The sequence below is a fragment of the Desulfonatronum parangueonense genome, assembly GCF_054656975.1.
This window is the reverse complement of record NZ_BAAHXH010000003.1, coordinates 239,058-263,367: the sequence shown is the minus strand read 5'-3', so window position 1 is coordinate 263,367 and position 24,310 is coordinate 239,058. Positions and strand designations below refer to the sequence as shown.

Annotated in this window: 27 protein-coding genes; 7 read left to right on the top strand and 20 right to left on the bottom strand. The window is 56.6% G+C overall.

From position 1 onward, the window contains the following. The first annotated feature begins 6 nt into the window (after positions 1 to 6). From ACYQ15_RS01780 to ACYQ15_RS01765, 4 genes are all read left to right on the top strand, one after another. Positions 7 to 378 carry a GxxExxY protein gene (locus ACYQ15_RS01780; protein WP_459935818.1) on the top strand — a complete coding sequence of 124 codons (372 nt, stop codon included), beginning with the start codon at positions 7 to 9 and terminating at the stop codon, positions 376 to 378. A gap of 736 nt (positions 379 to 1,114) precedes the next feature. Continuing rightward, positions 1,115 to 2,614, top strand: coding sequence for an HD domain-containing protein (locus tag ACYQ15_RS01775; RefSeq protein ID WP_459935817.1), 1,500 nt, complete (start codon positions 1,115 to 1,117; stop codon positions 2,612 to 2,614). A 442-nt stretch (positions 2,615 to 3,056) separates the two neighbouring features. After that, positions 3,057 to 4,082: a nucleoside recognition domain-containing protein gene (locus ACYQ15_RS01770; protein ID WP_459935816.1), complete on the top strand. Its 1,026-nt coding sequence runs from the start codon at positions 3,057 to 3,059 to the stop codon at positions 4,080 to 4,082. A gap of 21 nt (positions 4,083 to 4,103) precedes the next feature. Beyond that, on the top strand, positions 4,104 to 5,672 hold the full coding sequence (locus ACYQ15_RS01765; RefSeq protein WP_459935815.1) for a methyl-accepting chemotaxis protein: 1,569 nt from the start codon (positions 4,104 to 4,106) through the stop codon (positions 5,670 to 5,672). Positions 5,673 to 5,971: 299 nt separating this feature from the next. On the opposite strand, the gene pal is transcribed toward ACYQ15_RS01765, so the two are convergent. From pal to ACYQ15_RS01690, 15 genes are all read right to left on the bottom strand, one after another. Beyond that, the gene (gene pal / locus ACYQ15_RS01760) at positions 5,972 to 6,556 is read right to left on the bottom strand and encodes a peptidoglycan-associated lipoprotein Pal (protein WP_459935814.1); all 585 of its coding nucleotides are present in this window, start codon (positions 6,554 to 6,556) and stop codon (positions 5,972 to 5,974) included. A gap of 39 nt (positions 6,557 to 6,595) precedes the next feature. Beyond that, positions 6,596 to 7,825 (bottom strand): hypothetical protein, encoded by a 1,230-nt coding sequence (locus tag ACYQ15_RS01755; RefSeq protein ID WP_459935813.1) that lies wholly within the window; start codon positions 7,823 to 7,825, stop codon positions 6,596 to 6,598. Between the two features lie 108 nt (positions 7,826 to 7,933). Then, positions 7,934 to 8,839 (bottom strand): cell envelope integrity protein TolA, encoded by a 906-nt coding sequence (gene tolA, locus ACYQ15_RS01750; RefSeq protein WP_459935812.1) that lies wholly within the window; start codon positions 8,837 to 8,839, stop codon positions 7,934 to 7,936. 25 nt (positions 8,840 to 8,864) lie between these two features. Continuing rightward, positions 8,865 to 9,275, bottom strand: coding sequence for an ExbD/TolR family protein (locus tag ACYQ15_RS01745; RefSeq protein ID WP_459935811.1), 411 nt, complete (start codon positions 9,273 to 9,275; stop codon positions 8,865 to 8,867). A 28-nt stretch (positions 9,276 to 9,303) separates the two neighbouring features. Continuing rightward, positions 9,304 to 10,038 (bottom strand): MotA/TolQ/ExbB proton channel family protein, encoded by a 735-nt coding sequence (locus ACYQ15_RS01740; RefSeq protein ID WP_459935810.1) that lies wholly within the window; start codon positions 10,036 to 10,038, stop codon positions 9,304 to 9,306. A gap of 573 nt (positions 10,039 to 10,611) precedes the next feature. Next, positions 10,612 to 11,367, bottom strand: coding sequence for an NAD-dependent deacylase (locus ACYQ15_RS01735; RefSeq protein ID WP_459935809.1), 756 nt, complete (start codon positions 11,365 to 11,367; stop codon positions 10,612 to 10,614). A 64-nt stretch (positions 11,368 to 11,431) separates the two neighbouring features. Beyond that, the gene (locus ACYQ15_RS01730) at positions 11,432 to 12,109 is read right to left on the bottom strand and encodes a histidinol phosphate phosphatase domain-containing protein (protein WP_459935808.1); all 678 of its coding nucleotides are present in this window, start codon (positions 12,107 to 12,109) and stop codon (positions 11,432 to 11,434) included. Positions 12,110 to 12,112: 3 nt separating this feature from the next. Then, entirely contained in the window at positions 12,113 to 12,607 is a 495-nt protein-coding gene (locus ACYQ15_RS01725; protein ID WP_459935807.1) for a bifunctional nuclease family protein, read from the bottom strand. Further along, positions 12,604 to 13,947, bottom strand: a complete 1,344-nt coding sequence (gene miaB / locus ACYQ15_RS01720; protein WP_459935806.1) for a tRNA (N6-isopentenyl adenosine(37)-C2)-methylthiotransferase MiaB — start codon at positions 13,945 to 13,947, stop codon at positions 12,604 to 12,606. The genes ACYQ15_RS01725 and miaB overlap by 4 nt, the downstream gene beginning before the upstream one ends. A gap of 206 nt (positions 13,948 to 14,153) precedes the next feature. Beyond that, the gene (locus ACYQ15_RS01715) at positions 14,154 to 14,738 is read right to left on the bottom strand and encodes an adenylyl-sulfate kinase (RefSeq protein WP_459935805.1); all 585 of its coding nucleotides are present in this window, start codon (positions 14,736 to 14,738) and stop codon (positions 14,154 to 14,156) included. A 37-nt stretch (positions 14,739 to 14,775) separates the two neighbouring features. After that, a complete protein-coding gene (locus tag ACYQ15_RS01710; protein WP_459935804.1) occupies positions 14,776 to 15,882 on the bottom strand; it encodes a phosphotransferase family protein in 1,107 nt (368 codons plus the stop codon). A gap of 455 nt (positions 15,883 to 16,337) precedes the next feature. Then, positions 16,338 to 17,267, bottom strand: a complete 930-nt coding sequence (locus ACYQ15_RS01705; protein WP_459935803.1) for a carbohydrate kinase family protein — start codon at positions 17,265 to 17,267, stop codon at positions 16,338 to 16,340. Between the two features lie 133 nt (positions 17,268 to 17,400). Further along, entirely contained in the window at positions 17,401 to 17,724 is a 324-nt protein-coding gene (cutA, locus tag ACYQ15_RS01700; RefSeq protein ID WP_459939536.1) for a divalent-cation tolerance protein CutA, read from the bottom strand. 9 nt (positions 17,725 to 17,733) lie between these two features. Next, positions 17,734 to 18,003, bottom strand: coding sequence for a hypothetical protein (locus tag ACYQ15_RS01695; protein WP_459935802.1), 270 nt, complete (start codon positions 18,001 to 18,003; stop codon positions 17,734 to 17,736). 350 nt (positions 18,004 to 18,353) lie between these two features. Continuing rightward, entirely contained in the window at positions 18,354 to 18,830 is a 477-nt protein-coding gene (locus ACYQ15_RS01690; RefSeq protein WP_459935801.1) for a MarR family winged helix-turn-helix transcriptional regulator, read from the bottom strand. Between the two features lie 302 nt (positions 18,831 to 19,132). On the opposite strand from ACYQ15_RS01690, the gene ACYQ15_RS01685 reads away from it, so the two are divergent. Beyond that, the gene (locus ACYQ15_RS01685; RefSeq protein ID WP_459935800.1) at positions 19,133 to 20,371 is read left to right on the top strand and encodes an OmpP1/FadL family transporter; all 1,239 of its coding nucleotides are present in this window, start codon (positions 19,133 to 19,135) and stop codon (positions 20,369 to 20,371) included. Positions 20,372 to 20,437: 66 nt separating this feature from the next. Here the strand turns inward: ACYQ15_RS01685 and rnk are convergent, their stop codons facing one another. The 4 genes from rnk to ACYQ15_RS01665 all read right to left on the bottom strand — a co-directional run bounded on the left by rnk (position 20,438) and on the right by ACYQ15_RS01665 (position 23,036). Continuing rightward, positions 20,438 to 20,851 (bottom strand): nucleoside diphosphate kinase regulator, encoded by a 414-nt coding sequence (gene rnk / locus ACYQ15_RS01680; RefSeq protein WP_459935799.1) that lies wholly within the window; start codon positions 20,849 to 20,851, stop codon positions 20,438 to 20,440. 813 nt (positions 20,852 to 21,664) lie between these two features. After that, positions 21,665 to 21,865, bottom strand: coding sequence for a cold-shock protein (locus ACYQ15_RS01675; protein WP_459935798.1), 201 nt, complete (start codon positions 21,863 to 21,865; stop codon positions 21,665 to 21,667). A 440-nt stretch (positions 21,866 to 22,305) separates the two neighbouring features. Then, complete coding sequence (locus ACYQ15_RS01670) at positions 22,306 to 22,869, bottom strand: HsdM family class I SAM-dependent methyltransferase (RefSeq protein ID WP_459935797.1); 564 nt, start codon at positions 22,867 to 22,869, stop codon at positions 22,306 to 22,308. Beyond that, positions 22,776 to 23,036: a type I restriction-modification system subunit M N-terminal domain-containing protein gene (locus tag ACYQ15_RS01665; protein ID WP_459935796.1), complete on the bottom strand. Its 261-nt coding sequence runs from the start codon at positions 23,034 to 23,036 to the stop codon at positions 22,776 to 22,778. Before ACYQ15_RS01665 ends, ACYQ15_RS01670 begins: the two co-directional genes overlap by 94 nt. Before the next feature lie 178 nt (positions 23,037 to 23,214). Between ACYQ15_RS01665 and ACYQ15_RS01660 the strand changes: the two genes are divergently transcribed. Both ACYQ15_RS01660 and ACYQ15_RS01655 read left to right on the top strand, forming a co-directional pair. Next, a complete protein-coding gene (locus ACYQ15_RS01660; RefSeq protein WP_459935795.1) occupies positions 23,215 to 23,481 on the top strand; it encodes an AbrB/MazE/SpoVT family DNA-binding domain-containing protein in 267 nt (88 codons plus the stop codon). Position 23,482: 1 nt separating this feature from the next. Further along, a complete protein-coding gene (locus tag ACYQ15_RS01655) occupies positions 23,483 to 23,827 on the top strand; it encodes a type II toxin-antitoxin system PemK/MazF family toxin (RefSeq protein ID WP_459935794.1) in 345 nt (114 codons plus the stop codon). 257 nt (positions 23,828 to 24,084) lie between these two features. Here ACYQ15_RS01655 and ACYQ15_RS01650 read toward each other — a convergent pair whose 3' ends face one another. After that, complete coding sequence (locus ACYQ15_RS01650; protein ID WP_459935793.1) at positions 24,085 to 24,300, bottom strand: hypothetical protein; 216 nt, start codon at positions 24,298 to 24,300, stop codon at positions 24,085 to 24,087. Positions 24,301 to 24,310 lie beyond the last annotated feature (10 nt).

The window sequence follows — 24,310 nt, the reverse complement described above, 5'->3', positions numbered from 1 at the left end:
CAAAAGATGAAATTTGATGACTTGACATGCCGGGTAATTGGTTGCGCTATTGAGGTTCACCGGGAACTTGGTCCAGGGTTGCTTGAATCCACATATGAGCAGTGCCTGGCTCATGAACTCAATCTGAGCGGAATCACATTCCGACTTCAGCACCCGCTGCCCGTGAAATACAAAGGCATTCGGTTGGACTGCGGCTATCTCATTGATGTTTTCGTTGAAAACACGCTCATTCTTGAGTTGAAGAGCGTTGAAGAAATCAAGGGAATCCATTCGGCGCAACTGCTGACATACATGAAGCTGGCCAACATCAACACAGGATTATTGATCAACTTCAACGTCTCCAGACTTAAGAGCGGCATCAAACGTTTCGTACTCTGATCCCTTCGTGCTCTACGTGTCCTTAGTGTTGAAATATCTGAAGAAATTGCATGAATTACACCACGAAGAGCACGAAGGGCACGAAGATGTCGGTGATTTCCGAGCCGATGATTTAGCTGCGACATCGGGATTCACAAAAACATCAATATGTTTCCTCTCTTCCCCCTTCGTGCTCTTCGTGTCCTTCGTGGTAAAAATCTGAAGCAATCTCATGAAATTATACCACGAAGAGCACGAAGGGCACGAAGATGTCGGTGATTTCCGAGCCGGTGATTTAGCTGCGACATCGGAATTCACCAAAACTATCAATACGTTTCCTCTCTTCCCCCTTCGTGCTCTTCGTGTCCTTCGTGGTAAAAATCTGAAGCAATCTCATGAAATTATACCACGAAGAGCACGAAGGGCACGAAGATGTCGGTGATTTCCGAGCCGGTGATTTAGCTGCGACATCGGAATTCACCAAAACTATCAATACGTTTCCTCTCTTCCCCCTTCGTGCTCTTCGTGTCCTTCGTGGTAAAAATCTGAAGCAATCTCATGAAATTATACCACGAAGATCACGAAGGGCACGAAGATGTCGATGATTTCCGAGCCGGTGATTTAGCTGCGACATCGGGATTCACAAAACATCAATACGTTTTCCTCTCTTCCCCCTTCATGCTCTTCGTGTCCTTCGTGGTGAAAAATAACGCAACCTAATTTTGCCTCCCATTTCCGGACATGGTAATATTCGGTCATGTTTGCACTTCCTGCTTCCGTTTTCCCAGACTCACCACTTTGCCGCCTGCGCAAATGGCTTGATCGGTTCCCCGCACCCGAGGGCGGGCTGTTTCTTGTGGGTGGTGGCGTGCGGGATTTGGCTTTGGGCAGGCCGCTCAAGGACCTGGACCTGGTCTGCCGGGGAGCCGCTGAATTCTCCGCTCTCATAGCCGCGGAACCTGGAACCCGCTTGGTCCCCTTGGGCCAGGACCACGACCCTCCCAGCTACCGGGTGGTTTTTCGAGACGACCTTGCCAAACAACTGAACATTCCCTCCAACTTCATGGATATCACCGAGGTTTTCGGGCGCGACATCATCGACGATCTGAAGCGACGCGACTTCACCGTCAATGCCATGGCCTTGGAGCTGAAGAATTGTTCCGCACCCCATTCGCCAAACGTCATCGACCCCCACGGCGGGCTCGCTGATCTGCGCAGCGGCCTGGTCCGCCGCACCGGTCCGCGAACCATTCAGCAAGACCCGGCACGCATCCTGCGCGGCTTCCGCATGCGCGCTCAACTTGGGTGGCGAATTGATCCTCAAACCTTCAACGACTTTACTGACCATGCCTCGGCCTTGTCCGCAATCGCTGCAGAACGCGTCCATCCGGAACTTCGGCTGATTCTCGAGTGTCCGGGCGGCGGCAACCTGCTTTCGGAAATGGACCAGGTCGGGGTGCTGCCCGTGCTCTTCCTGGAAATCCAGGCCATGCGCGGTTGCACCCAGAATCACTTCCATCACCTGGATGTACTCGGTCATTCAATCTTTGCCGTGGAACAGCTGGAAATCTGTCTTGCCGAACTAGAAACGCTTTTTGGCCCGCTGCACGATCCGGTCCGCCAAAATCTGTCGGGGTGGCGTTTGCCTTGGCTGAAACTGGCGGTCTTTCTGCACGACGTGGGCAAGCCCCAGTCCAAGGGCCGCAATCCGTCCACAGGCAGAACCACGTTTTACGGCCATGATGCCCTGGGAGCGGAGATGGCGCATGCCATGGCGGGTAGACTGCGCCTGTCCGGCGCAGAACGCGATTATATCGCATCTCTGATCCGCCACCACATGCACATCGGCACGCTGCTGCGACCGGAAGCCAAGAAAAAAGCCCGCCTGCGCTGGATGCGCCGCCTGGGACCGGATCTGATCCCCGCCACGCTGCTCTGCCTGGCGGACATCCGCGCCACCCTCGGCCCAGGCAGCCTGCTCCAGGATCGTCAGGAGCAGGAAAAACAATCCATCCGTCTGGTTCACGAATACCTGGAAGAGGCGCAAACAACCCTGACCGCCTCTCCCCTGCTCACCGGGCGCGACCTGCTGGCCCTGGGCATGCTCCCGGGCCCGGCTCTGGGCCGGACCCTCAAACTGCTCCAGGAAGCTCAGGACGCCGGTGAAATCATGAATCGGGAACAGGCCCTGGAGATGGCCCAAAGGATCATGCAGCCAAGCCTGGATATCAAGGCGAACAGTACCACGAGAGGGTAACCGGGGCCCGCCCTACGGAACCGATGAAGCGGGTTTGCGTAACTGCTCAAAAAGATCGGTCAACGAGGTTTGCTGTTTCCATCGACGCGGAGTTTCGTCACCAGGCTACAGGGGCCGGATTCCAGCCGGACCTTTACCCTTTGTGCGTTACACCGTTGCCGCACTGGGGTGCGGCGCTCCCGGGATTTATCCTGTTGATTGAGGTTTGCTGTTTCCATCGACGCGGAGTTTCGTCACCAGGCTACAGGGGCCGGATTCCAGCCGGACCTTTGCCCTTTGTGGCGTTACACCGTTGCCGCACTGGGGTGCGGCGCTCCCGGAATTTAACCTGTTGATTGCCACAAGTTTTTGAGCAGTTACGGGTTGGCCTTGTAAGACGGACCCGGAACCGTTAATTCCCGCTCTGCGTCCAGTTTCGTTATTCCTGCAACAGAGACTTTCCATGCAATTACTCAAGACCGTGTCCGGCGTTCTTCAATCCGCCCTGCTGTTCCTGCGCCGAAACATCATCGATGCCTTTGGCGTCTGCGCCGCGCTCTTCAAGATCATGATTCCGGTGATGATTCTTATGAAAATCCTCCAAGAGCTGGGACTGGTGGCCGAACTTGGGCATTACATGGGGCCCCTGATGCAGCTTTTTGGACTCCCCGGCTCCATGGGGCTGGTCTGGGCCACGGCTTTGTTGACCAATCTTTATGCCGCGGCCGTCGTCCTGATCACCCTGCTGCCGGACACGCCGCTGACGTCGGCCCAGGTCACGGTCATTGCGACCATGATGCTCATTGCCCACGGCTTTCCCGTGGAACTGAGCATTGCCCGCCGCACAGGGGCCCGAATCCGTGCGCAGTTCCTGATTCGCATAATTTCGGCCATGCTTTGCGGCTGGCTGCTGTACATGATCTATGCGGGGCTGAACTGGGGCACGGGCCTTGTTCAGCCGGCCTGGATTCCCGATGCGCCGCCTTCCGGACTTTCCGCCTGGGTGCTCCGCGAGATCCGCAATCTTGCCGGCATTGCGACGATCGTCCTGATCATGCTCATGTTGCTGGATATCCTGAAACGCCTTGGAATCACGGACCTGATGATCCGCCTGCTCTCTCCAATATTCAAATCCATGGGCATCGGCCGGGAAGCCGGAACCATCACCATCGTCGGAGTCACCCTGGGCTTGTCCTATGGCGGCGGATTAATTATTCATGAGGCCCGCTCCGGCCGCATTCCGGCAAAAGACGTTTTTCTGGCCCTGACCTTCATGGGCCTTTGCCATGCCCTGATCGAGGATACGCTGCTGATGGTTTTGCTGGGCGCGGATCTTGGGGGCATCCTTCTGGGCAGGATGGCATTTTCCCTGGCCTTTCTCTGGGTGCTCGCCCGGGTTGTGGCACGACTTCCGGATTCCACAATCAATGCCTTGCTGTTTCGCCAAAGTGCTGTTCAGCAAAAAACGCCACCTTTTGTTTCCGTATAGTCACTTCTCAAGGAGACGAACATGTTCCATTCATTACGATCACTGGAAGGGTTCCGACTGACACTTATCACGTTGGCGCTTGCCCTGCCCGTCGTGGCGGCAGCCTTGTTCTTCCACCAGATGGCGACGTGGATGGTTCTGGCGTGGCTGGCTATCGGCTCCGCGGCAGTGGCCTTTTCCGCTCTCCTTTTAACCCGGGAATTGTCGAAAGTTTTGCGGTCAAACATCCAGTGCGCGCAGGATATGGCTTCCGGAAAGTATGGCACGGCTTTCGAGTTTGCGGCTCACCCCGGCCTGATTGGCCGCAACCAGGCGGCGCTGCGGGAAATGCTCGTCGACCTGAAGCATAAATTGAGCTTGTCCCAGGGAGTCATGAACAGCATGGTCACCCCCTGCGTGGTCACGGACGTGAACGAGGTCTTCATTTTCGGCAATCCGGCGCTGATCAGGATGCTGGAGCATGAGGGCAGGCCGGAGCAGTATTATGGACAGGACGTATCCATGTTCTTTTACGGTGAAAAGCGACAGACCGTGCTCGGCCTGGCCATGAAGGACAAAAAATCCATCAGCAAGGAAGTGGAGTTTACCGGCCGCAAGGGCGGCAAACGCAACATCCATATCGACGCATCTCCGTTGTTCGACATCGAAGGCAACATGATGGGTGCCCTGTGCATCTATACCGACCTGAGCGATATCCGGGCATCCGAGGCCAAACTCTGCACGCAAAACGAGATGATTTCCAATTCCGCAACCCAGGCCACGGACATTTCCGATGCCATGGCCACGGCCGCGGAAGAGTTGGCCGCCCAGGTGGAGCAGGCCAGCCGGGGCGCCGAGGAACAGAGAAACAGAACCGCGGAAACCGCCACGGCCATGGAAGAGATGAACGCCACGGTCCTGGAAGTCGCCAAAAACGCTTCCCAGGCGGCTGAGGCATCAGCGCAGGCCAGCATGAAGGCCCAGGCTGGAACCAAGGTTGTCGGCGAGTCCGTTGCGGCCATCAACCAGGTCCAGAAGCAGTCTCTGGAGCTGAAGAACAACCTGGGCAAGCTCGGTCAACAGGCGGAACAGATCGGCCGGATCATGAATGTCATCGAGGACATCGCGGACCAGACCAACCTTCTGGCCCTGAACGCGGCCATCGAGGCGGCCCGGGCCGGTGACGCCGGACGCGGATTCGCCGTGGTGGCCGACGAAGTGCGCAAACTGGCCGAAAAGACCATGAATGCCACCAAGGAAGTCGGACAGGCTATTTCAGATATCCAACTGGGTACGAAGACCAACATTGAGAGCATGGACCAGGCCGCCGCGGCCATTGCCGAGGCCACGTCCCGTGCCAACGCTTCCGGTGAAGCGCTCCAGGAAATCCTGCGCCTCGCTGAAATGGCCGCGGATCAGGTTCGCTCCATTGCCACGGCGGCGGAACAGCAGTCCGCCACCAGCGAGGAAATCAACAGAGGCGTGGAGGATATCAACCGGATCTCAACCGAAACCAGCGACGTCATGAACCAATCCGCCCAAGCGGTCTCCAATCTGGCCCAAATGGCCGTCCAGTTGCACACGATTATTGATGCGATGAAAAAGCACTGAGCAAGAATCAAGAAAACCCGGTGACGACGGTCACTATCAGCATACGTTCTTCTCCGGTAATCGGGGTCGGGGTCGGAATCGGTATCGAAAACAATGGATGCCCTTCCACATGACTTTGCTTCGATCCCGATACCGACTCCGACCCCGATACCGATACCGACCCCGATACCGATACCGACCCCGATACCGATACCGCGGGAAGAGCACACAATGCGTGCTGAGTAATTTACCCGACAATAAAAAAGCCGCCGGACAAAGTCCGGCGGCTTTTTTATAGATCAATCTTGAGTGCTGAAAAACTACATGTCCAGCAATCTGAACTGGGCGCGACGATTCTGGGCCCATGCGGTTTCGTTGCTCGCGGGATTCAAGGGACGTTCCTTGCCGTAGCTGACGATTTGCATCCGGTTGGGGCTGACGCCCAAAAGGACCAGGAATTCGTAGGCAGCCCTGGCACGGCGCTCTCCCAGAGCCAGGTTGTACTCCGAAGTGCCACGCTCGTCAGTGTGACCCTCGATCAGCAGCCGAATCTCCGGATTCTGCTTCAGCAACTCGGACTTGGTCTGGAGGGTTTCCCTGGCATCAGGGCGCAACTCATAGGAGTCGAAGGCAAAATGGATCATGTTTGCCGTGATCATCTCCGCCACCTGGGACATTCTGGCACGCTGCTGCTCGGTGCGCTCCCTGGCCAGACGTTCCTCCTCCAACTGTTGCTCCCGCAACCTGGCCTCTTCCCGAAGCCTGGCTTCCTCGGCGGCTCGTTCCGCATCAATTGCGGTGACGCCGACCGGTGTGGAATCCACCTGCTTTTTTGCGCAGCCTGAGCTGAAAGCCACAAACATGGCCAAGATCAGCCCCAAAACAACAATTCCATTCCACCGCATACAGTTTCTCCTTAAAAATGTTGATGCCAAATGAACAAGTTACGGTTGTCGGCTCCAAGCCGGTGATGTAAGTTGTCCTTCTCCCAGGGGCGCCATCCGGGCTTCATCACCGTGTCGAGTCGTCAGATAAATCTTGCTTTCTCCACTCCGATCCGAACTGAACGCAATGAAAAAATTATCGGGCGCCCAAGCTGGACTGACATCATTTCTTGGCCCAAATGTCAACTGTCTCTCGCGGCCGGAAACCAGGTCATGCAAAAAAATGCGATGTCCTTCGCTGGTTTGGCGTGAGAAAACAACCATTCTGCCATCCGGGCTGAGGCTGGGATTCGTGTTGTACGTACCCTCGAAGGTCACCCGGCGGGTATCGCCGGTAGCCGTGTCCATGATAAAAATATGCGGATTTCCAAGCCTGCTTGAAACAAACGCCATTTTTGAGCCGGTTGCGTCAAAACTCGGTGAAATGTCGATGGCCCAACTCTGGGCAACCCGCGGTCCCATTCTCAGGTCGTCGGTCAGTTGATAGATATCCGGTCTGCCTTCGGGGTTCAGGCTGACGAATATCCTTCCATCGTGATTGAAGACCGGCGATATGACGCTGTTCCCGGGCAGCTGCACCCGGCGGACATTTCCGTCGTTCTTGTCCAGCACCCCCAGATAATGCCGCCCGTCGGCGATCAGCGTGAACGCGAGACGCTGACCGTTCCTGGACCAGGCCGGACTCATGCTGATTCCATCCAGTTGGGTGAGCTGGCGCAGCCCCTGTCCCAGGGGAGTAGCCGCCCAAATCTCCTTGTTCTCGCCATGCGCCCTTACAAAAGCCAGGGTTGAACGGAAAAAATCCCCCTGTCCGGTCAGTTCGACCATCAGATCCGCGCAAAACCGGGCCGCCACCTCGGGCAGCTCTTCCTGGGTCACGCCGGAATAGGCCTTGCCCAGGACCAGACGCTGATCAAATGTTTCATAGACACGCAATTCCACGGTATTCCCGTCGCTGGTCCAACCGGAGGTCAGCACCAGATCAATGCGCTCCAGGCGAAAGCGCCGAAAATCGATGTCCGGAGCCGTGACACCGTCCAGGACGTCTCCGCCAAGGACCTGAGAGCCGGGGACGAGGCGGAGAAAAGGCATGAAACCCAGGTTTTCCCGCAAATGCTCCGCAAGGATGGCAGCCTTGGCAGGAACCGGCTGCCCCGCCGGAATACCGAGGGGTGTGGCGGCGACAAGGTTCAACTGGGTCTGTCCCGGGCCGTAAATGTCGATGCTCAATGTTTGTTGCGCCCGGACATCCGATGCAAGAGCCCAAGCGCAAAGAAAAAATGCGATTATGAAAATTCTCCACCGGAGAATTGAAATATGTGAAAGAGACATGGGTTGTTACAACTCCTGAAGATTAAACGTAATGCGGATTGTGCGCAGGTCGGGGCGCGGCGGCGAAGGAAGCTGACCTGTTTCCTCCACGGCCCGCTCGGCGGAAGCGTCAAAGTCCGCGCGACCAGAGGAACGAACGATGCGACTTCCAAGCACCCGACCGTCCCTGTCCACCGAAATATCCAGGGTCGCGCTCAGATCCTGGCGGGATCCGCCTTTGGGAAAACGCCAATTTGCCTTGACGCGATTTTCAACGATCTGCGCGTAAACCTCCACCAATCCGCCGAAGCCGACCTGACCCTCCGCACCTCCGGCGCCTGTTCCCTGGTCGGCGGTCGGACTGCGCTGGGACACGTCCTTCTGGACCGCGCCGAGCGCCTCGGCCAGGATCTGCTCACGGGTCGGCTCGGTACGCTGCGGCGGTGTCGGAGTGGCCGGCTTTGGCGGAGTCGGAGCCGGCGCGGGCGGTTCCGGTTTTGGGGCCGGGGCGGGTTCGGGCTTGGGTGGTTCAGGGGTCGGCGCGGGCTTGGGTGGTTCCGGTTCCGGTTTCGGGACCGGCTTGGGAGGCGCCGGAGTGGGTTTGGGTTGTTCCGGAATGCGGACCTCGGCCTGGGGTTGCGGCGGAGGAGGCGGGGGAGGAGCGGGCTTGGGCGGCGTTGGTGCCGGCTTCGGCTGCTCCTGCACCACCGGAGCCGGCGCAGGGGGAGCAGGTTGGGGTGCGGGCGTCACCGGCGCGGGACGCCCCGGGGCCGGCGGCTCCAGGCGGACAAGATCAACCTGATAGACCACAGGCTGATCCAGCCGAACATGAATCGGCTTGCTGGAGGACAATTGGGTCAAACCCAGCCCCGCCACGGTGATGTGCAGGAGCAGGGATAACCCGAAAACACGTACTTGCGTGGAAAAACCCACAATTACCTCTTCAATCCGTTCCCAATTACTGTTCCCGAGGTTCCGCTTCGGCCACGATGCCCAGGCGATCCACCCCGGCTTCTCTGGCCTCGGCCATGACCTGAACCACGAGTCCGTAGGGAACGTCCTTGTCTGCCCGGAGATACAATATCTTGTCGCGGGTCTGGATCAGACGGGCGACATGCGATCCGAGTTCCTCCAGGGCGACCTCGTATTCATCCAGAAGAATGGAGCCGTCCCGACGCACCGTCAGCACCAGCGTATCCTCATCCTGAGGCAAGGTCTGCACGGTCCGGGTCTGGGGCAAATCCACTTCCAGCCCCTCCGTCATGAACGGCGCCGTAACCATGAATATGACCAGCAGCACAAGCATGACATCCACGAATGGGACCACGTTCATCTGGTCCATATATCCCTGACCGGAATGGGATTCCATGATTTAATCCTTTTTAGCCGATTCGCAATCAAATATCCTGGTCCGTCAGCCCGTTTTCCTCGGGCTCGATCTGACCGGAAATCCAAGGCAGCTCACGCTGCACGCGGTTCAAAAACGCACCGGCGAAGTTGATCAGTTCCACCTCAATGCTGCCCAGTTGACCGCGAAAAAAATTGTAGGCAACGGACGCCGGAATGGCCACGGCCAGGCCGATGGCCGTGGCCACCAAGGCCTCGGACAGGCCGGGAGCCACCGTGGCCAGGGAAGCGCTGCCCATCAAACCGATGGCATGAAAGGAATGCATGATGCCCCATACCGTGCCGAACAGGCCGATAAACGGGGCGGAACTGGCGCAGGTGGCCAAAAAAGAAAGTGATGAAGCCATATTGCGAAGCGAGTTGCTCACGTTCTGGCGCAGGACGCGCCGCAGGTTATCCATGGCAACGCGGCTTCTTTGGGCCGCCGGCAGGGAGGATCCTTCCAGCCGTTTCAACTCCGCCACGGCCTGATATGCCAGAGGATACAAGGGCGAATCCGCGCTGCGGGCCAGAATGTGGACGGCCGAACCAAGATCCGGGGCGTTTTGAAAGCGTTTATAATCCACAAGAGCCTGTTGCTTTGCCCGACGCAGGATGATGATTTTATAAAAAATGATGCTCCAGCTGGCCAATGACATGCCCACCAGAAGCACCATGACCAATTGCACGACAATGGTAGCCTGACGCACCAGATCCCAAATGCCTGATTGAGGAACAAATTCCATGGAAATCCCTATGGTTCAAACGTTGACGACATATGCAAAAGAAAACGCCATGAACGAAGCGCTGAAACAATGAGCCGCATTCAAGCGAAACGCAGCCATCCTGCATTTGCTGAACAATTCGAAAAAAAATCAATACCCATGGCGTCGGGAACGCGAGCCGTTCGACTGTCTCACCTGCTGAAGAACAATGGCACAACTATTCAGCTCATCCGGGAAAAAACTGTAACTGCTCAAAAAGATCGGGCGAGAAGGTTTCCTGTGCAAGGGGCCCATCCTGCGCGGAGTTTCGTGAACCGGCTACCGGGGCCAAGCTCCAGCTGGAATCTGTTCCAAGTGCATTACACCGCTGCCGCACTGGGGTGCGGCGCTCCCGGGATTTGCACCGATGATTGCCGCAAGTTTCTGAGCTGTTACAAAAAAATGCCTGGACACCCGCCTCCGCGGGTATGACTGACTTGGTAGACGGCATCGGAAAAGTCATTCCTTCCCGCGAAGGCGGGAATCCAGGTCATGCTTGTCCCAATTTTTGAACAGCCACCTTTTTCCTGCTCAAACTGAGTAGTCACCCAATGGCTAAGATCCGCCTTGCATCAACAGATCCGCCAGTACCGGCAGGCATTCCTCCGCCGGAAGGTCCAGACGGACATCCGCAAGGTTGCCGTAAGCGGTCCGTCCCAGATTGATCTCCAGAACCCGCCCTCCCTGAGCCTTGATCTGGTAGGGAATGACGTTGGCCGGCGCCACGTCGCCGGAGGTACCGATGATCACGACCATGTCCGCCTGTTCGCACCAGTGCCGGCTTCGGTTCAGGGCCTCGCCGGGAATGGCCTCCCCGAAAAAGACCAGGGTCGGCCGAATGACCCGGTTGCAGCCGTCGCAAAGCCAGGGCAGGTCGGCTTTACGCAGATTAACCGCCGCGGCGGCAGGATATTCACGCCGGCATCCGTTGCAGTAGAATCCGCGACAATTGCCGTGGAACTCGATGACATTTCGCGTGCCGGCCTGCTGATGCAATCCGTCGATGTTCTGGGTGATCACGCATCCCAACGTGCCGGCCTGTTCCAGTCGAGACAAGGCCAGGTGGGCCGGGTTGGGTTTGGCCTGTTTAAACATCTCCAAAGCGGACAGCAGAAAATCCCAGACCGCTTTGGGACCATGCTCCAGCCCCCATGTGCTCGCGACCACGCTGGCATCGAACTGGGACCACAATCCCCCAGGGCTCCGGAAGTCCGGAATACCGCTGGGCACGGATATCCCGGCGCCGGTCAGGGCGATGACGCGACGGGATGTTCGCCAGATTTCGGCGGCCTGTTGCAACATAAGGCTCATGTGGTGTGGTGAATGCGGATCATGAAATTGATGACAGGAAGCACAAAGGAAAAATCAGCCGAACTCAAGGCTTCGGGTTGGATGCATATCCGGATTTCCTTTTGCGATCAACCAGGGCCCAGGAATTGGCTTCGGCCTGAAGATACTCGTCCTGGGTCATCCCCGCTCCGAGCGCGATACGTTGGCGAAGCTCCCGGGAAACCATGTCTCCGGCCCCGTGAGCATCGTTGTTGATGACCAGTTTGGCGCCGAATTCCCGGGCCATGGCCGCGACATGTCCATTGGTCAGGCTGTGCCCCTTGCGGGTAGTGATCTCCAGATGCACGCCTTTTTCCGCCGCCAGTCGGGTTTCCTCGGCGCTGATCAGGCCGGGGTGGGCCAAAATGTCCACCCCGGCCTCGACAGCCGCGAGATTCGTTCCGGTTTCCACGGGTTCGACAATGGTTTCGCCATGCACGACTACAAGTTCCGCTCCATTCATCCGGGCAGTTTCCGTCATCCGGCCGATCAACCCGGGGGGGACATGGGTCAACTCCACCCCCAGCAGAATGTCCAGGCCGTAATATGCGGCGCCCTGCCCGGCCACCCGGTTCAAATTCTCCAGCAACAGAAACAGGTTGCTGGCATCCGCATGGTCGGTGAAGGCCATGGCCTGGTATCCGGCCACCTTGGCCCGCCGCGCCGATTCCGAGGGCAAAAAGGCCCCGTCGCTGAAGATGGTGTGGGTATGCAGATCAATCATTAATCACATCTTGTACTTTGTATCGTCGACGGAATACTTTTCCAGAATCTCATTCCATTGTTGGGCGTCTTCGGTCTTGAGCACGGCCTGATACTGGTTCTCCCGCACCTCGACAATCTGGGCCAAAACATCCTCGCTAACCCGTATCGGCACCTGGGCCCGCAATCCCAGAGCGATGGCATCCGAAGGGCGGGAATCGATCCGCTTCAGGGAATCCCCCTGCAGGACCTCGATTTCCGAATAGTATGTGTTCTCATGCAGCCGGACCACGTCCACGAAACGGATTTTTCCGCCCAGGGCCTCGATGGCCTGAAGAAGCAGATCATGGGTCATGGGGCGCGGCAAGCGAACGTCGTTGAGCACCATGGAAATGGCCACGGCTTCCATGGCGCCGATCCAGATAGGCAAAACCTGTTTCTCCGCCTTGTCCTTGAGGATCAAAACAGGCACCTGACTGTCCTCGTCCAATGCCAGTCCGTAAATTTGCATTTCAATCATGGGACCTCCTCCATGCACCCCCAAAGGGAATGCTTTTTGGCTTCCAGGATGCGCACGGATACAATCTGTCCTGAAAAATCAAGATCCGAACCGGAAGGCGAGGCAAAATTCACGGTTCGACCGAATTCGTCGCGACCGCGAAAGCACGGTGTCGCCGCAGAGCGTTTTTTGCTCCGCCCCTCGACCAGCACTTCGGCCCGCTGCCCGACCCGCGTCCTCAGTGCAGCCTGGGACATCTCATTTTGCAGATCCTGCAGCGTCTTGAGCCGTGCGGCCTTGACGTCCTGGGCGATCTTGTTCTCCATGGATGCGGCCCGGGTTCCGGGTCGGTCCGAGTACATAAAGGAATAACTGCTTTCAAAACCCACGTGACGCATGGCTTCCAGGGTTTGCTCAAAATCCTGATCCGTCTCTCCGGGGAAACCGACGATCAGGTCGGTACTCAAGGCGATCTCCGGCCGCTCCCGGCGCAGGAGTTCCACCTTGTCGAGATAATGTTCAAGTGTATATTTTCGGCCCATGGCCCGCAATACCGCATTGGACCCGGATTGCAAGGGCAGGTGCAGTTGGGGGCAAAGATTCGGAAAGCGGCCGTATGCGGCAATGGTTTCAGACGAGAGATCCTTGGGATGCGATGTGGTGAAGCGCAGCCTGCGCAGATCGGGCAATTCGGCAATATTTCGCAGCAGATCGGAGAAAACCGGTTCCCGGCCATTTGTGTCCAATCCGTAACTGTTCACGTTCTGCCCCAGCAGGGTGATGTCCCGCACGCCGCGGGACAGCAGGCTTCGACATTCCGCGAGGATCGCCTCGCTGTCCCTGGAACGCTGTCGGCCCCTGGTCAATGGAACGATGCAGTAGGCGCAATAATTGTCGCAACCCTGCATGATGTTGACAAAAGCCTGGCTTTGCACGCCCTCGTCCGGCAAGGCCGGGTCGCGCTCGGGGAAGGATTCCGAGAAATCCAGCAGGCTCAGGCGCAGGCCGGGTTCACGGGACAGGCGGGCCAGGGCTTCGGGAACCATGGGCAGGCCGTCCGGCCCGAAAACGAGCCGCACATAGGGAAAGCGGGCGAAGAAAGCCTCCCCCACCTGCTGGGCCACGCACCCCCCCACGGCTACGAACAGCTCCGGGTTCCGGGTCCAGTAGTCCCGCAGTCGCCCCAGATGGCTGTAGACCTTCTGCTCCGGCTTGTCCCGGACGCTGCAGGTATTCAGGATCAAGACCTCGGCCCGCCCCTCGTCGCTTTCTTCCCAGCCCTTGTCCCCCAACATTCGGCCAAGCCACTGGGAATCATGGACGTTCATCTGACAACCGAACGTCGTTACGTGAAAACGCATTGTGCTCTCATATGGAAGTGCTCTAATTTCTCTTGGTTCAACTTGGCATTTATTGTCAGCATCGAAATCTTATCGCAATCGCAATCGAAATCGAAATCGAAATCGCAGCAAGCTGATAATCTATTTGGTTTTCATTTCGATTTCGATTGCGATTTCGATTGCGATTGCGATTTCGGATAAACCCGGGCTTGGGCTGACTGGTCGAGCTACATCGTTGGCCACTTTTTCAAAAAATCCAGGACCTGGTCCCTGGCTTCCACAACGGAAAGCTTGCTGGAATCCACCACGCATTCCGCCTGGGGATCCTCTTCAAAGGGCACGTCTACCCCGACCACCTGTCCCAGTCCGGGATAATCCCTGCCCGTGCGTTGCCGGTCCAGGGCCTTTTCGTACAGTCCGGCCATGACCAGCCCCTCGGGTCGGCCTTGTTCCCTGGCAATGGCAATCTCCAGCGGACAGCGAACATAGACTTCGGCAAACTTGGAGATCCGGGCCCTGGCCTGGCGGCGCATGGCTGCCTGGTAGGCCGTGCCGTCCATGATCACGCCCCGTCCCTGGGCCACGACCTGTTCTGCTTCCTGAAGAAACAGCTCGTAGGCCCGGGCCCGTTCCTCAGCGGAATAGGTCGGGTCGGGAAAGTATGCCTTGCGCCGGGCATCCATCTCCAGATAGGTCACCTCCATCCCACGTTTGCGCAGGGCTTCCATAACCGCTTTGGCAATGGAACTTTTGCCGGAACCGGGCAGGCCGACAAACCACATGGCCCAGCCGGGCTTTCCAGAATGCGTCATGGGAGAAAGACTCGTTGCGAGGTGATCTGTTGTCGCTTCAGCGCATGTAGGAATTGATCCGGTCGTAGGCGAAAGATTCATCCGCGAGCACGTTCTCCATGAACCGGAACAATCCTTCCCGGACGTTCACCGGATGATTGGGATACCACTCCGGCGAGGCAATGACCAGGGACCGGAAAACATAAAAGGGACCAATGACCTCCAGGATCTCACGGTCATTGGTCAACTCCAGGTATTCATCCCAAAAGGTCAGGTACAGCTTTTCGAAGGGACCGGAAAGTCTGGGCTGGTCATAGAGGCCGAAGAGCAGGTAGTTGCAGCTCATGGTGGAAATGTCATCCGCCGCGTCACCCCACTCGCCGCGACTGCGGTCCAAAACCCGAAAATCCCCGTCCGGCAGGATCAAGACGTTCCAGGGATGAAAATCGCCATGCACGGCAGCCAGGCGATGCGCGTAGTTCCTGAGTTTCCAGCGCCGGTCAATGAGCCGGCATTCGAGGTCCCGGAACCGTTCCGGCGAAAACATCTCATAGGGATGGGGATAGGAATCCACCAGTCCGAAAATGCACTCCGAGGCGCCGATGAGATTTCGAATGCGCCGCAAGTAGAGATCAGGGTCGTCTTTCTTTTCCGCATGCATCCGGGCCAGCCAGCGGGCAAAGGACCTCGCCCTGTCCAGGTCCTGCTGCTCCAGTCCCGTCTTCCGGATTCGCTCCAGATCCCGGAAGTAATCATACCCCTGAACCATTTCATTGAGAATGAAAAACTCCCGGGGCTGGTTCACGGGGATCATGTCCTCGCTTTGGTTCACGTAGCCCAGGGCCAGGGGGCGAACATGCTTCTCCATTCTGGCGCTGGTCTCGTGCTGAAACATCAGAATAGCCGCCCGATCCCAGTAGAACTGATGGCCGTATTTGTCTCCGCGCATGGTGGAGAGCACGGCTTCCCTGGTTTCGCCGTCCTGCTCGAAACGGATGAAAACCGGCTTGCCGTACCCGAAGTCCTTCATGCCCTGGGTGCCCTGTGCACCGATCTCCCGCGCATCCAGTAATCGGACGCCGGAGCCGAACTGATCCCGCAAGTAGGCCTCGAGCTTGGACATGTCCATCCGCAAGGTCGGCCTTTTCTGGTTCCGCATCGGCATAGTGGCACCTCCTGAACAGTTTCATCAGGCGTAACTACTCAGCACTTTTCATGACAAACTTGGATTGTTCCGGTTTGTCTCAATTTTTTGGCATCGCCTGTCTGACTGAGCCAGGATTCGTTCATCGAACCATTGCCAAACGCCTGAAGCGCCCATGGATGTTTATTCGAGCAATGGTTCGATGTTACGAAGCCGGCGAAGAAGTTGCGAGGCCGAAAAATCGAGACAAGCCGGAACAAAGCTGAGTAGTTACATCTTTGTATCTATTCAGCAAATCCGCGAAAAAGATCTGGATAGCGATAGCGTCGGCGTTCGCCGGCATGACTGTATAGACGCAGCTTGCCACGACAAGTCATTCCGGCGAAAGCCGGAATCCAGTGCAGGTGAATGACCATTCTCCGGATATACTGAATAGTTACCATCTTTTATTGACTATGCTGAACAGTTACCCGGCATCAGCCGTAGTTCTCGTTGTACCGGCTCCAGTATTCGTCCAGGGTGTAATGGTGTTCCTGGGTGCCATGGTGTTCCACGGCATAGGCGGCGCTGGTCATGCCCATCTTGGCGGCATCGGCAACGCTGCGCCCTTCCACCAACCCCTTGACCAGTCCGGCCCGGAAGGCATCTCCTGCGCCGGTGGGATCAACCACCGCGGACACCTTGGCAGCGGGAAGTTCGTTTTCCGTCTCCGGCCCCTGGACCATGCATCCGTTTTCTCCCAGCGTGGTGATGATGGTTTTGGCCCGCCGCAGCAATTCATCCCTGCCTGCTCCGGTATTTTTCATGATCATTTCCAATTCATAATCATTGGAAATGAGGATGTCTGCCCCGGTGAGCATTTCCAACATTTTTTCGCCGGAAAAGGCCGGGATGTTCTGTCCCGGATCAAAAATGTAACGTACCCCTTTTTCCTGGTACATTCGGCTGTAGTTGTACATGTCGTCCAGGTTGCCCGGAGCCACGACGGCCAAAGTATTGTCCGGAGAGACCTTGGAAAAGTCGTAGTTCGAGGAGTGGTTCATGGCGGCCGGATTGAACCCGGTGATCTGGTTGTCGGACTGATCCGTGGTGATATAGGCCGAAGCGGTCAGTTCATCAGGAATGATCCGGATGGTTTCCTGGGCCAGCCCAAGTTTCCGTAACCACTGTTCATAGCTCCCGAAATCCTTGCCCCCGGCCGCGGCCAAAATTTGCGGCTTTTCGCCCAGCAGACTCAAGGAATAGGCAATGTTTCCCGCCGTGCCGCCGAATTTTTCATTCACCCCGTTGACCAGAAAGCACACGTTCAGGATGTGGATCTTGTCCGGCATGATGTGGTCGGCAAAACGGCCGGGAAACGGCATGATGCGGTCATAGGCGATGGATCCGGAAACAAGAATGTTCATATTGACCTCTTGGGAGCGGGTTTGAGCGTTAAAATAGATACGCAGGCCGCAAAAGCTGAAAACTCTTACGGACTGCGTTTCACTGACGGTTGTTGATCGAGACGTGAGGATGGGAGTGGCTGATTTTTTCGATTTACTCCGCTGCTCCGGTTTCCTGGCCGATCCAGTCCAGAAAGGGCTGGTAGCCGCCGGTTAGGGGCCATGAAACGATGCATGGACAATCATAGGAATGAACCTCTGTAACGCGCCGGGTCAATTCGGGCAGCAAATCCGCTCTTGTTTTGGCCAGAACAACGACTTCCCGACTTTCCTCAATGCGGCCTTCCCAATGGTACATGGAACGCATTCCCTCCAGCACGTTGACGCAGGCGGCCAAGCGGTTCTCGATCAGTTCCCCGGCAATAACCTTGGCCTGATCCAGACTTTCGGCCGTCATGTAGACCATGACCGGTTGCATGTTCAACACCTACATCCTGGTCAGGTATTCCAGCACGGCATCACGCTCGGCACTGTCCAGCAGATCGCTTCGCCTCCCGATCATGCGATCAACCGTGCGCTCCCACCAAGGCATGTCCTGACCTGCCCGGCGGTGAACCCGTTCCAAATTGTGGCATTGGGTGCATCGTTCCTGGACCAGCGCTTCACCATTTTGAGCTTCAGCGGAAATGACCACGGCCGAGAAAATCAGCACGCACCCCAAAAGCAGAATACCGAACACCATGATGGATCTTTTCATATTTTTTCTCCTTAATAGAGGATAATGGCATTCACGGATTATGGATCAGAGAATTACCGATGGAAAACGTAACTATTCAGCACATACGGTGCATGACCATTCCCCAGCACTGGATTCCGGCTTTCGCCGGAATGACGTAACGAGCCAAGCCGTTTCCATGTTAGTCATACCGGCGAAAGCCGGCGCTATCGCTACCCAGATCTTTTTTCTGACTCTGCTGAGAATTACTGGATAACAAGCTATGTCCTTTCCGCCAAGAATGCAATGAAGACGTGTCAGGGCAATTTGTTCTCAGCTGGCTACCTGAGATACTCAGCTGTTTGACCCTGATTATGGTCGGAGTAAAAAGCTTAACGCTGGACTTTGCCATTGTTGTTCAGGTTCTCGTAGATTCTGGAAAGCATGCCCTTGAGCTGGTCGATCTCTTCCCAGTTCAACCCCTGGTAGGCCTGCTCAGCCAGTTGACCGGCAAGACGCTGTATCCCCTCCTGCAGGGCGCGTCCCTCGTCGGTCAGATAGATTCTGCTGCAGCGTCGATCATGCTCGTCACGCCGGCGGACCACCAATTGACGACGCTCCAGTCCGTCCAGAATGCGGGTCATGTTGGTCATATCCTTGAATGTGGTGGAGGCAAGTTCACGCTGCACCCCACCCTCGTGATTCCAAAGCTGCCAGAGAACGACGCACTGCTCGGGGGTCACGGCATATCCCTGTTCGTCCAGCAACCGATGAAACTCCTTTTTGATCCGCAAGGCGGCCCTGTTTACCAGGAAACCCGGCGAGTCCTCCAACTCCATCCGCATCATTTTCTCTACCCATGAACTCATTAGTTGCCACTCCAATTATTTGTTGACTTTTTCCATTCTCGGCAACATACGCAGGCCTGTCGATTTATTGCAGGATTGGTAAGTCTTTGCAAGATGGATCGCGGACAGCGGCAGGCCGCGCTAAACAAGCACCAGTCAGGTCGAACCATCCATCAGCTCATGGCGGTAATGCACCAGTCGGCAAGACCTGGGGTGAAACCGCGAGCAGCAAAACGCCCTGCTTCTGATCCTGAAGCAGAACCACCAATTTGTCGCGGAGGCGTGTTCGTATTGTTAACTGAATTATTGTATCTGGAGGAAGTATGGTACGCATTGCAGGATTGACGATTTTCTTCATGCTCATCAGCCTGGGATCGGCAAATGGAGCTGGATTCGCGCTGTATGAGTTCGGAGCCCGAGGCACTTCCATGGCTGGAACCATGCTTGGACGGGCTGATGATCCTTCGGCTGTAGCCTACAATCCCGCGGGAATAACCCAATTGGAAGGCACCCAGACCATGATCGGCCTTTCCGTGGTCGCACCCAGCGGAAAAGTGCGGACTCCCGGGGAAACCACCTCGATCGAGAGCAATTACTGGGTTCCGCCCCACGCCTATCTCACCCGCCAAATGAGCGACAAGGCGTGGCTCGGGCTGGGTCTTTACACGAGATTCGGACTGGGAACCGAGTTTCCTAAAGGTTGGCCGGGGGAATACAACAATATCTACACCCGGGTAAAATCCCTCTCCTTCAATCCCAATCTGGCGTACAAGCTGACCGACACGGTATCCGTGGCCGCGGGAGCCGAGGTGATGTGGTTTGATTTTTATCAGAAAAAAATGGTCGGCAGGCCGCTGGGCGGCATCGAGGCCGAACTGAGCGGAGATTCCTACGGATTTGGAGGAAACGTTGCTCTCCACTACAAGCCGAGCGACACTTGGGCACTGGGCCTCACCTACAAAAGCCGCGTCAAACAGAGCATCAAAGGGGACGCGACCTTTCAGCGTACCCCCACGGCCAGAGCCCTGGGATATTTCAACGACACGTCGGCCAAAGGCGACATCATCTTGCCTGACTCATTCGGAATCGGTCTCATGTTCCGACCGCATGAGCGGCTGAGTCTTGAGGCGAATGCCATCTACACCTTGTGGAGCACGTACGACAAACTGGAGATTACCTACGGCGAAGCACTCACTCCCGGCGCACCGACCGGAAACTCCAAGGTATCGTCCATGGCAAAAAACTGGAAAGACGTCTGGCGGTTTCAGGTCGGCGGAGAGTACAGCCTGAACGATTTCATTGATCTCCGGCTCGGTTACGTTTTCGACCAGATCCCGGACAAGGATGAATATGCCGATTACATGACGCCCACCAGTAACCGACACATTGTCACCACCGGCATCGGGTTCTCCGGCGAGAGATTCAGTGTCGACTTTTCCTACTCCTATCTCTGGTTCGCCGATCGCAATATTATTGCGCGCCCCGCGGACCATGTCCTGGACAGCACATTCAAGGACGGGCACACCCATCTCACCAGCATCAGCCTGGGTTACAAGTTCTAACCCGGCGCATCCCCGGAGCCTGCCCACGCCCATGGCGGCAGGCTCCGCTCCTGAGAATAGCGCACGTCAGGTCTGAAAGTCACCGGATCGCTCCGGCTGATAGACCACCTCGATAATCCGAACGCGCATCATCCCGCCCCCGGGTCGGGGCCATTGAATTTCATCTCCCTGGGAAAGCCCCAAAAGTGCGCTGCCAACAGGTGCAAGAACGGAAATTTTCTGTCCGCTCGCATCTTCGTTGCCGGGATAAACCAGGGTCATCCTGAATTCTTCGCCGGAAGGCTCCACCCTGAACTTCACCGTGGAATTCATGGTCACCACGGTGGATGGCACCTGGTGAGGCTCCACCACTTCTGCGCGCTCCAACTCCTCTTCCAAATCGGCCATGCCGGGAAACGAATCCGGCGCAAGGGCATCCAAAAGGGTCTCCAGTCGCTGTACATCCACCGTCGACAGAATGATCTTCGGTTTTTTGTTCATTCAGTCCTCCCCTCGGCTATGGTTGACATATGAATCATTCGTTATCAGCCCGTGAAAACTCTCAAGTGTCCGATTGTCGCGTTGCGGCAAAAAGATCAATTTTGGTCCTTGTGCTTGCGGCTTGAGGTTTTCAACGAGCTTCCGTGAGTTGTATTTTCACAGCGACGTTTCAAAATGGCGTCGCGCATATTCTGAGAGGAATCTTCATTGGCCTGGACAGAGGCCAAACGAAGGCTCTTATATACAAAAAAGGTATCTATTCAGCACATCCGCTAAAAAAATCTGGATAGCGATAGCGCCGGCGTTCGCCGGTATGACTGTATAGATGCAGCTTGCCACGATAAGTCATTCCAGCGAAAGCCGGAATCCAGTGCAGGTGAATGACCACCCTCCGGATGAACTGAATAGTTACCAAAAAAGGTTACTATTCAACACACGTTCTTTCTCCGGTAATCGGAATCGGGGTCGGGATCGGAATCGGTATCGAAAAAAAACCGAATGCCCTTCCACATGGGTTCGCTTCGATACCGATCCCGATACCGATATCGACCCCGAATCCGAGCCAAACCCGGCAACAGCATTTAGTATCGCTGAGTAGTTACCAAAAAAGTAACTACTCAGCTCATCCGGGATAATCGGACTGGATACCGGCCTTCGCCGGTATGACTGAACTTGGAAAGGATGTGATACAATATGTCATTCCAGCGAAAGCCGGAATCCAGCGCTGGCAAGCCAACTATAAAGTATGTGCTGAGAAGTTACCAAAAAAAAACCCCGCTGATGCGGGGTTTCTGAGCAAATCAGCAATTTGAACTAGATTTTTTCGACATTCTCGGCAGCCGGGCCTTTCGGTCCATCGACAACGTCGAATGTAACCCGAGCGCCTTCGGCAAGGGACTTGAAGCCTTGTCCCTGAATGGCGGAATGGTGCACGAACACGTCGTTGCCTCCATCCTGCGCGATAAAACCATAACCCTTGGAATCATTAAACCACTTAACTGTACCTTCCGCCATCTGCTACTCCTTGAGAATACGGCTCCCTTATGAAGCCACGTGAAAACGATCCGGTCCGCCGTCTGGAAAACCGGTTGGCAGCTTACTTGTTCAGCATAAAAAAGCCACACGACCCAACGGGGAATTGTGCGGCGAATAAGTATTTTTTTATACTTCAAACAGGTACTGCACACATGAGAAATACATATACAGGAGATCTCGAAGTTAGGCAACCTGAATTTTTCAATATTCCAACGGCAGTGTTTCCGGGAATCCCAAGCCGGATACATGACGCATGAACCGTCTTGGCCCGGCAGATCCAGCCAAATCACGGCGCCGCGACAACACCGCCATAGGGACGTAGGGGAGGATTTCCGCAAAGATGCATGTTTCCCGAAGGCGAGCCTTACCCAGCCGCTTCCCTTGGCCGAGGCTGACCGGGCTTCGTTCCGGTTGCCCCCTCACTCCGCCTCGCCCGCCAGTTCCTGACTCACGCCGCGGAACTGTTCCAGGGCCGCTTCCAGGTTCTCGACGATGGCGGCCGCGAGCACCTCGTCCACGATGTCCATCCCGGTGAAGGCGTCGTGGCGCAGGACGCGCAGCCTGTCCCGGTCCCGGGTCTGGGTCTTCATGTGGTCGTAGGCCGCGAGCAGAAAGCCCCCCGTGCCGCAGGCCGGGTCGCACACGGTCTCGCCGATTTTGGGGTCAACACATTTGACGATGGCCTCGATCACCGGCCGCGGGGTGAAGTACTGCCCCGCCCCGGACTTGACCTCCGAGGCGTTGGGCTCCAGCAAACCCTCGTAGATCTCGCCCTTCACGTCCACCTGCAAACCCACCCAGGGCCCTTCCTTGTCGATCAGGCTGACCACGCGCTTCAGCTTGGCTGGATCGGAAAGCTTGTTCTGAGCCTTGCGGAAGATCGTGCCGATCAACCCGTCCTCCCGGCCCAATGCTCCAACGTATGGCGGTATTGCAACTCCAGCGCGTCGCCGTCCTTGTTCGCCAGTTGCGCCCAGTTCCATTGCGGCGGAATGGCCGACGTCTCGCCCAGCAGTTCCTCGCGCTCCAGGTCCATTTTCAGGAACAACAGATAGGTGATCTGCTCGATATAATCGCCGTAGGAAATGCCCTGATCACGCAACACATGGGCGTAGTTCCAGACTTTGGAGACGAGTTGTTCGTTGCTCATGGGCCTTACACTTCCTCTTCAGCGATGCCTGCCTGCTTCATGATGGCGCGTTGCACTGTACGACTCCCAAAACTGTCAATATTTCCCTCTCACATAATATTCCCCGCACCCCCTTGACGGAAACAGGGAGTGCTATTACCCATTTCGTCTCTACATTGGCTAAACATGGAGGGCCGACATGGAATCGAATATCACCTTTGAGGGAACTGTGCAGCAATGGGGGAACAGCCTGGGGTTGCGCATTACGCGAACTGTCGGCGACTTGGCGAGGATCAAGAAAGGGACCAGGGTGCGCTTGGAAGTGACCGAGGATGGACTGCTGGTTCGTCCCATTGTCGATGACGCGAGGACATACTCGGAAAAAGAACTGCTGGCCGGGCTGACGCCCTTTAAGGCCCATGCGGATGAAGTGCCGAACCTGCTCGAGACGGAACAGGACGCTTGATATGCCGCAACAATACGTACCAGACCGCAACGACATCGTCTGGCTGGATTTCGAGCCGACCAAAGGCAAGGAAATCGGCAAGTACCGGCCGGCCTTGGTTCTTTCCAGCCGGGCCTACAACAAACAGACCGGCCTGCTCATCTGTTGCCCGGTAAGCACCAGCATCAGGGGCGCCCTGACGGAAGCGCCGGTGCACAACCTTGAGCAGCCATGCGTTGTGGTCGCCAACCTGATCCACACTCTGGACTGGCGGGAGCGGAAGATCAAAAAAGCCGCAACCGCGGAACCGGGAGTCTTGGAAGACGTGCTGGCGCGAATCGTCCCGCTGATCGGGGCCGGCGGATAGTCGAGTCTTTCCGCCGCATCAAAGTCCGCCACTCTCATCACAATGATGTTCCCTTGAAGATGGTCCAGAATTGTTTGACGTTTGGTTATCGGCACGTATCCCAAGGCGGGTCTTTATCGGTTTTGAGGTCTGCCGTAGGGGCGATTCGCGAACCGCCCCTCCACCGGAATGACGAGGCCGAAGAGCGTATGTTGCTTTTGGCACAGAGCCGCCGCTGACGCTACCCTGGGACCAGCGTCGCGTCTCCAACGCCAACCTCAAGGGGAATTGCGCCCCCTGCGAGCATTCCTTTTCTTCGGCCCAGCCCCACGCTCGGCCCGAATCCGGGCCAGCAGCTCCGATACCGGTTCGTCGTTCGGATCTTGCGGCACCAGACGACCCGCGAAGGCGTCCTTGAGGATGGATTGGCGCAGGGGGCGGGACGAATGAGTTCGGTGTTGCACCAGGCCTGAAAGCACTTTCGTATCAGGCAATTATCAGCTT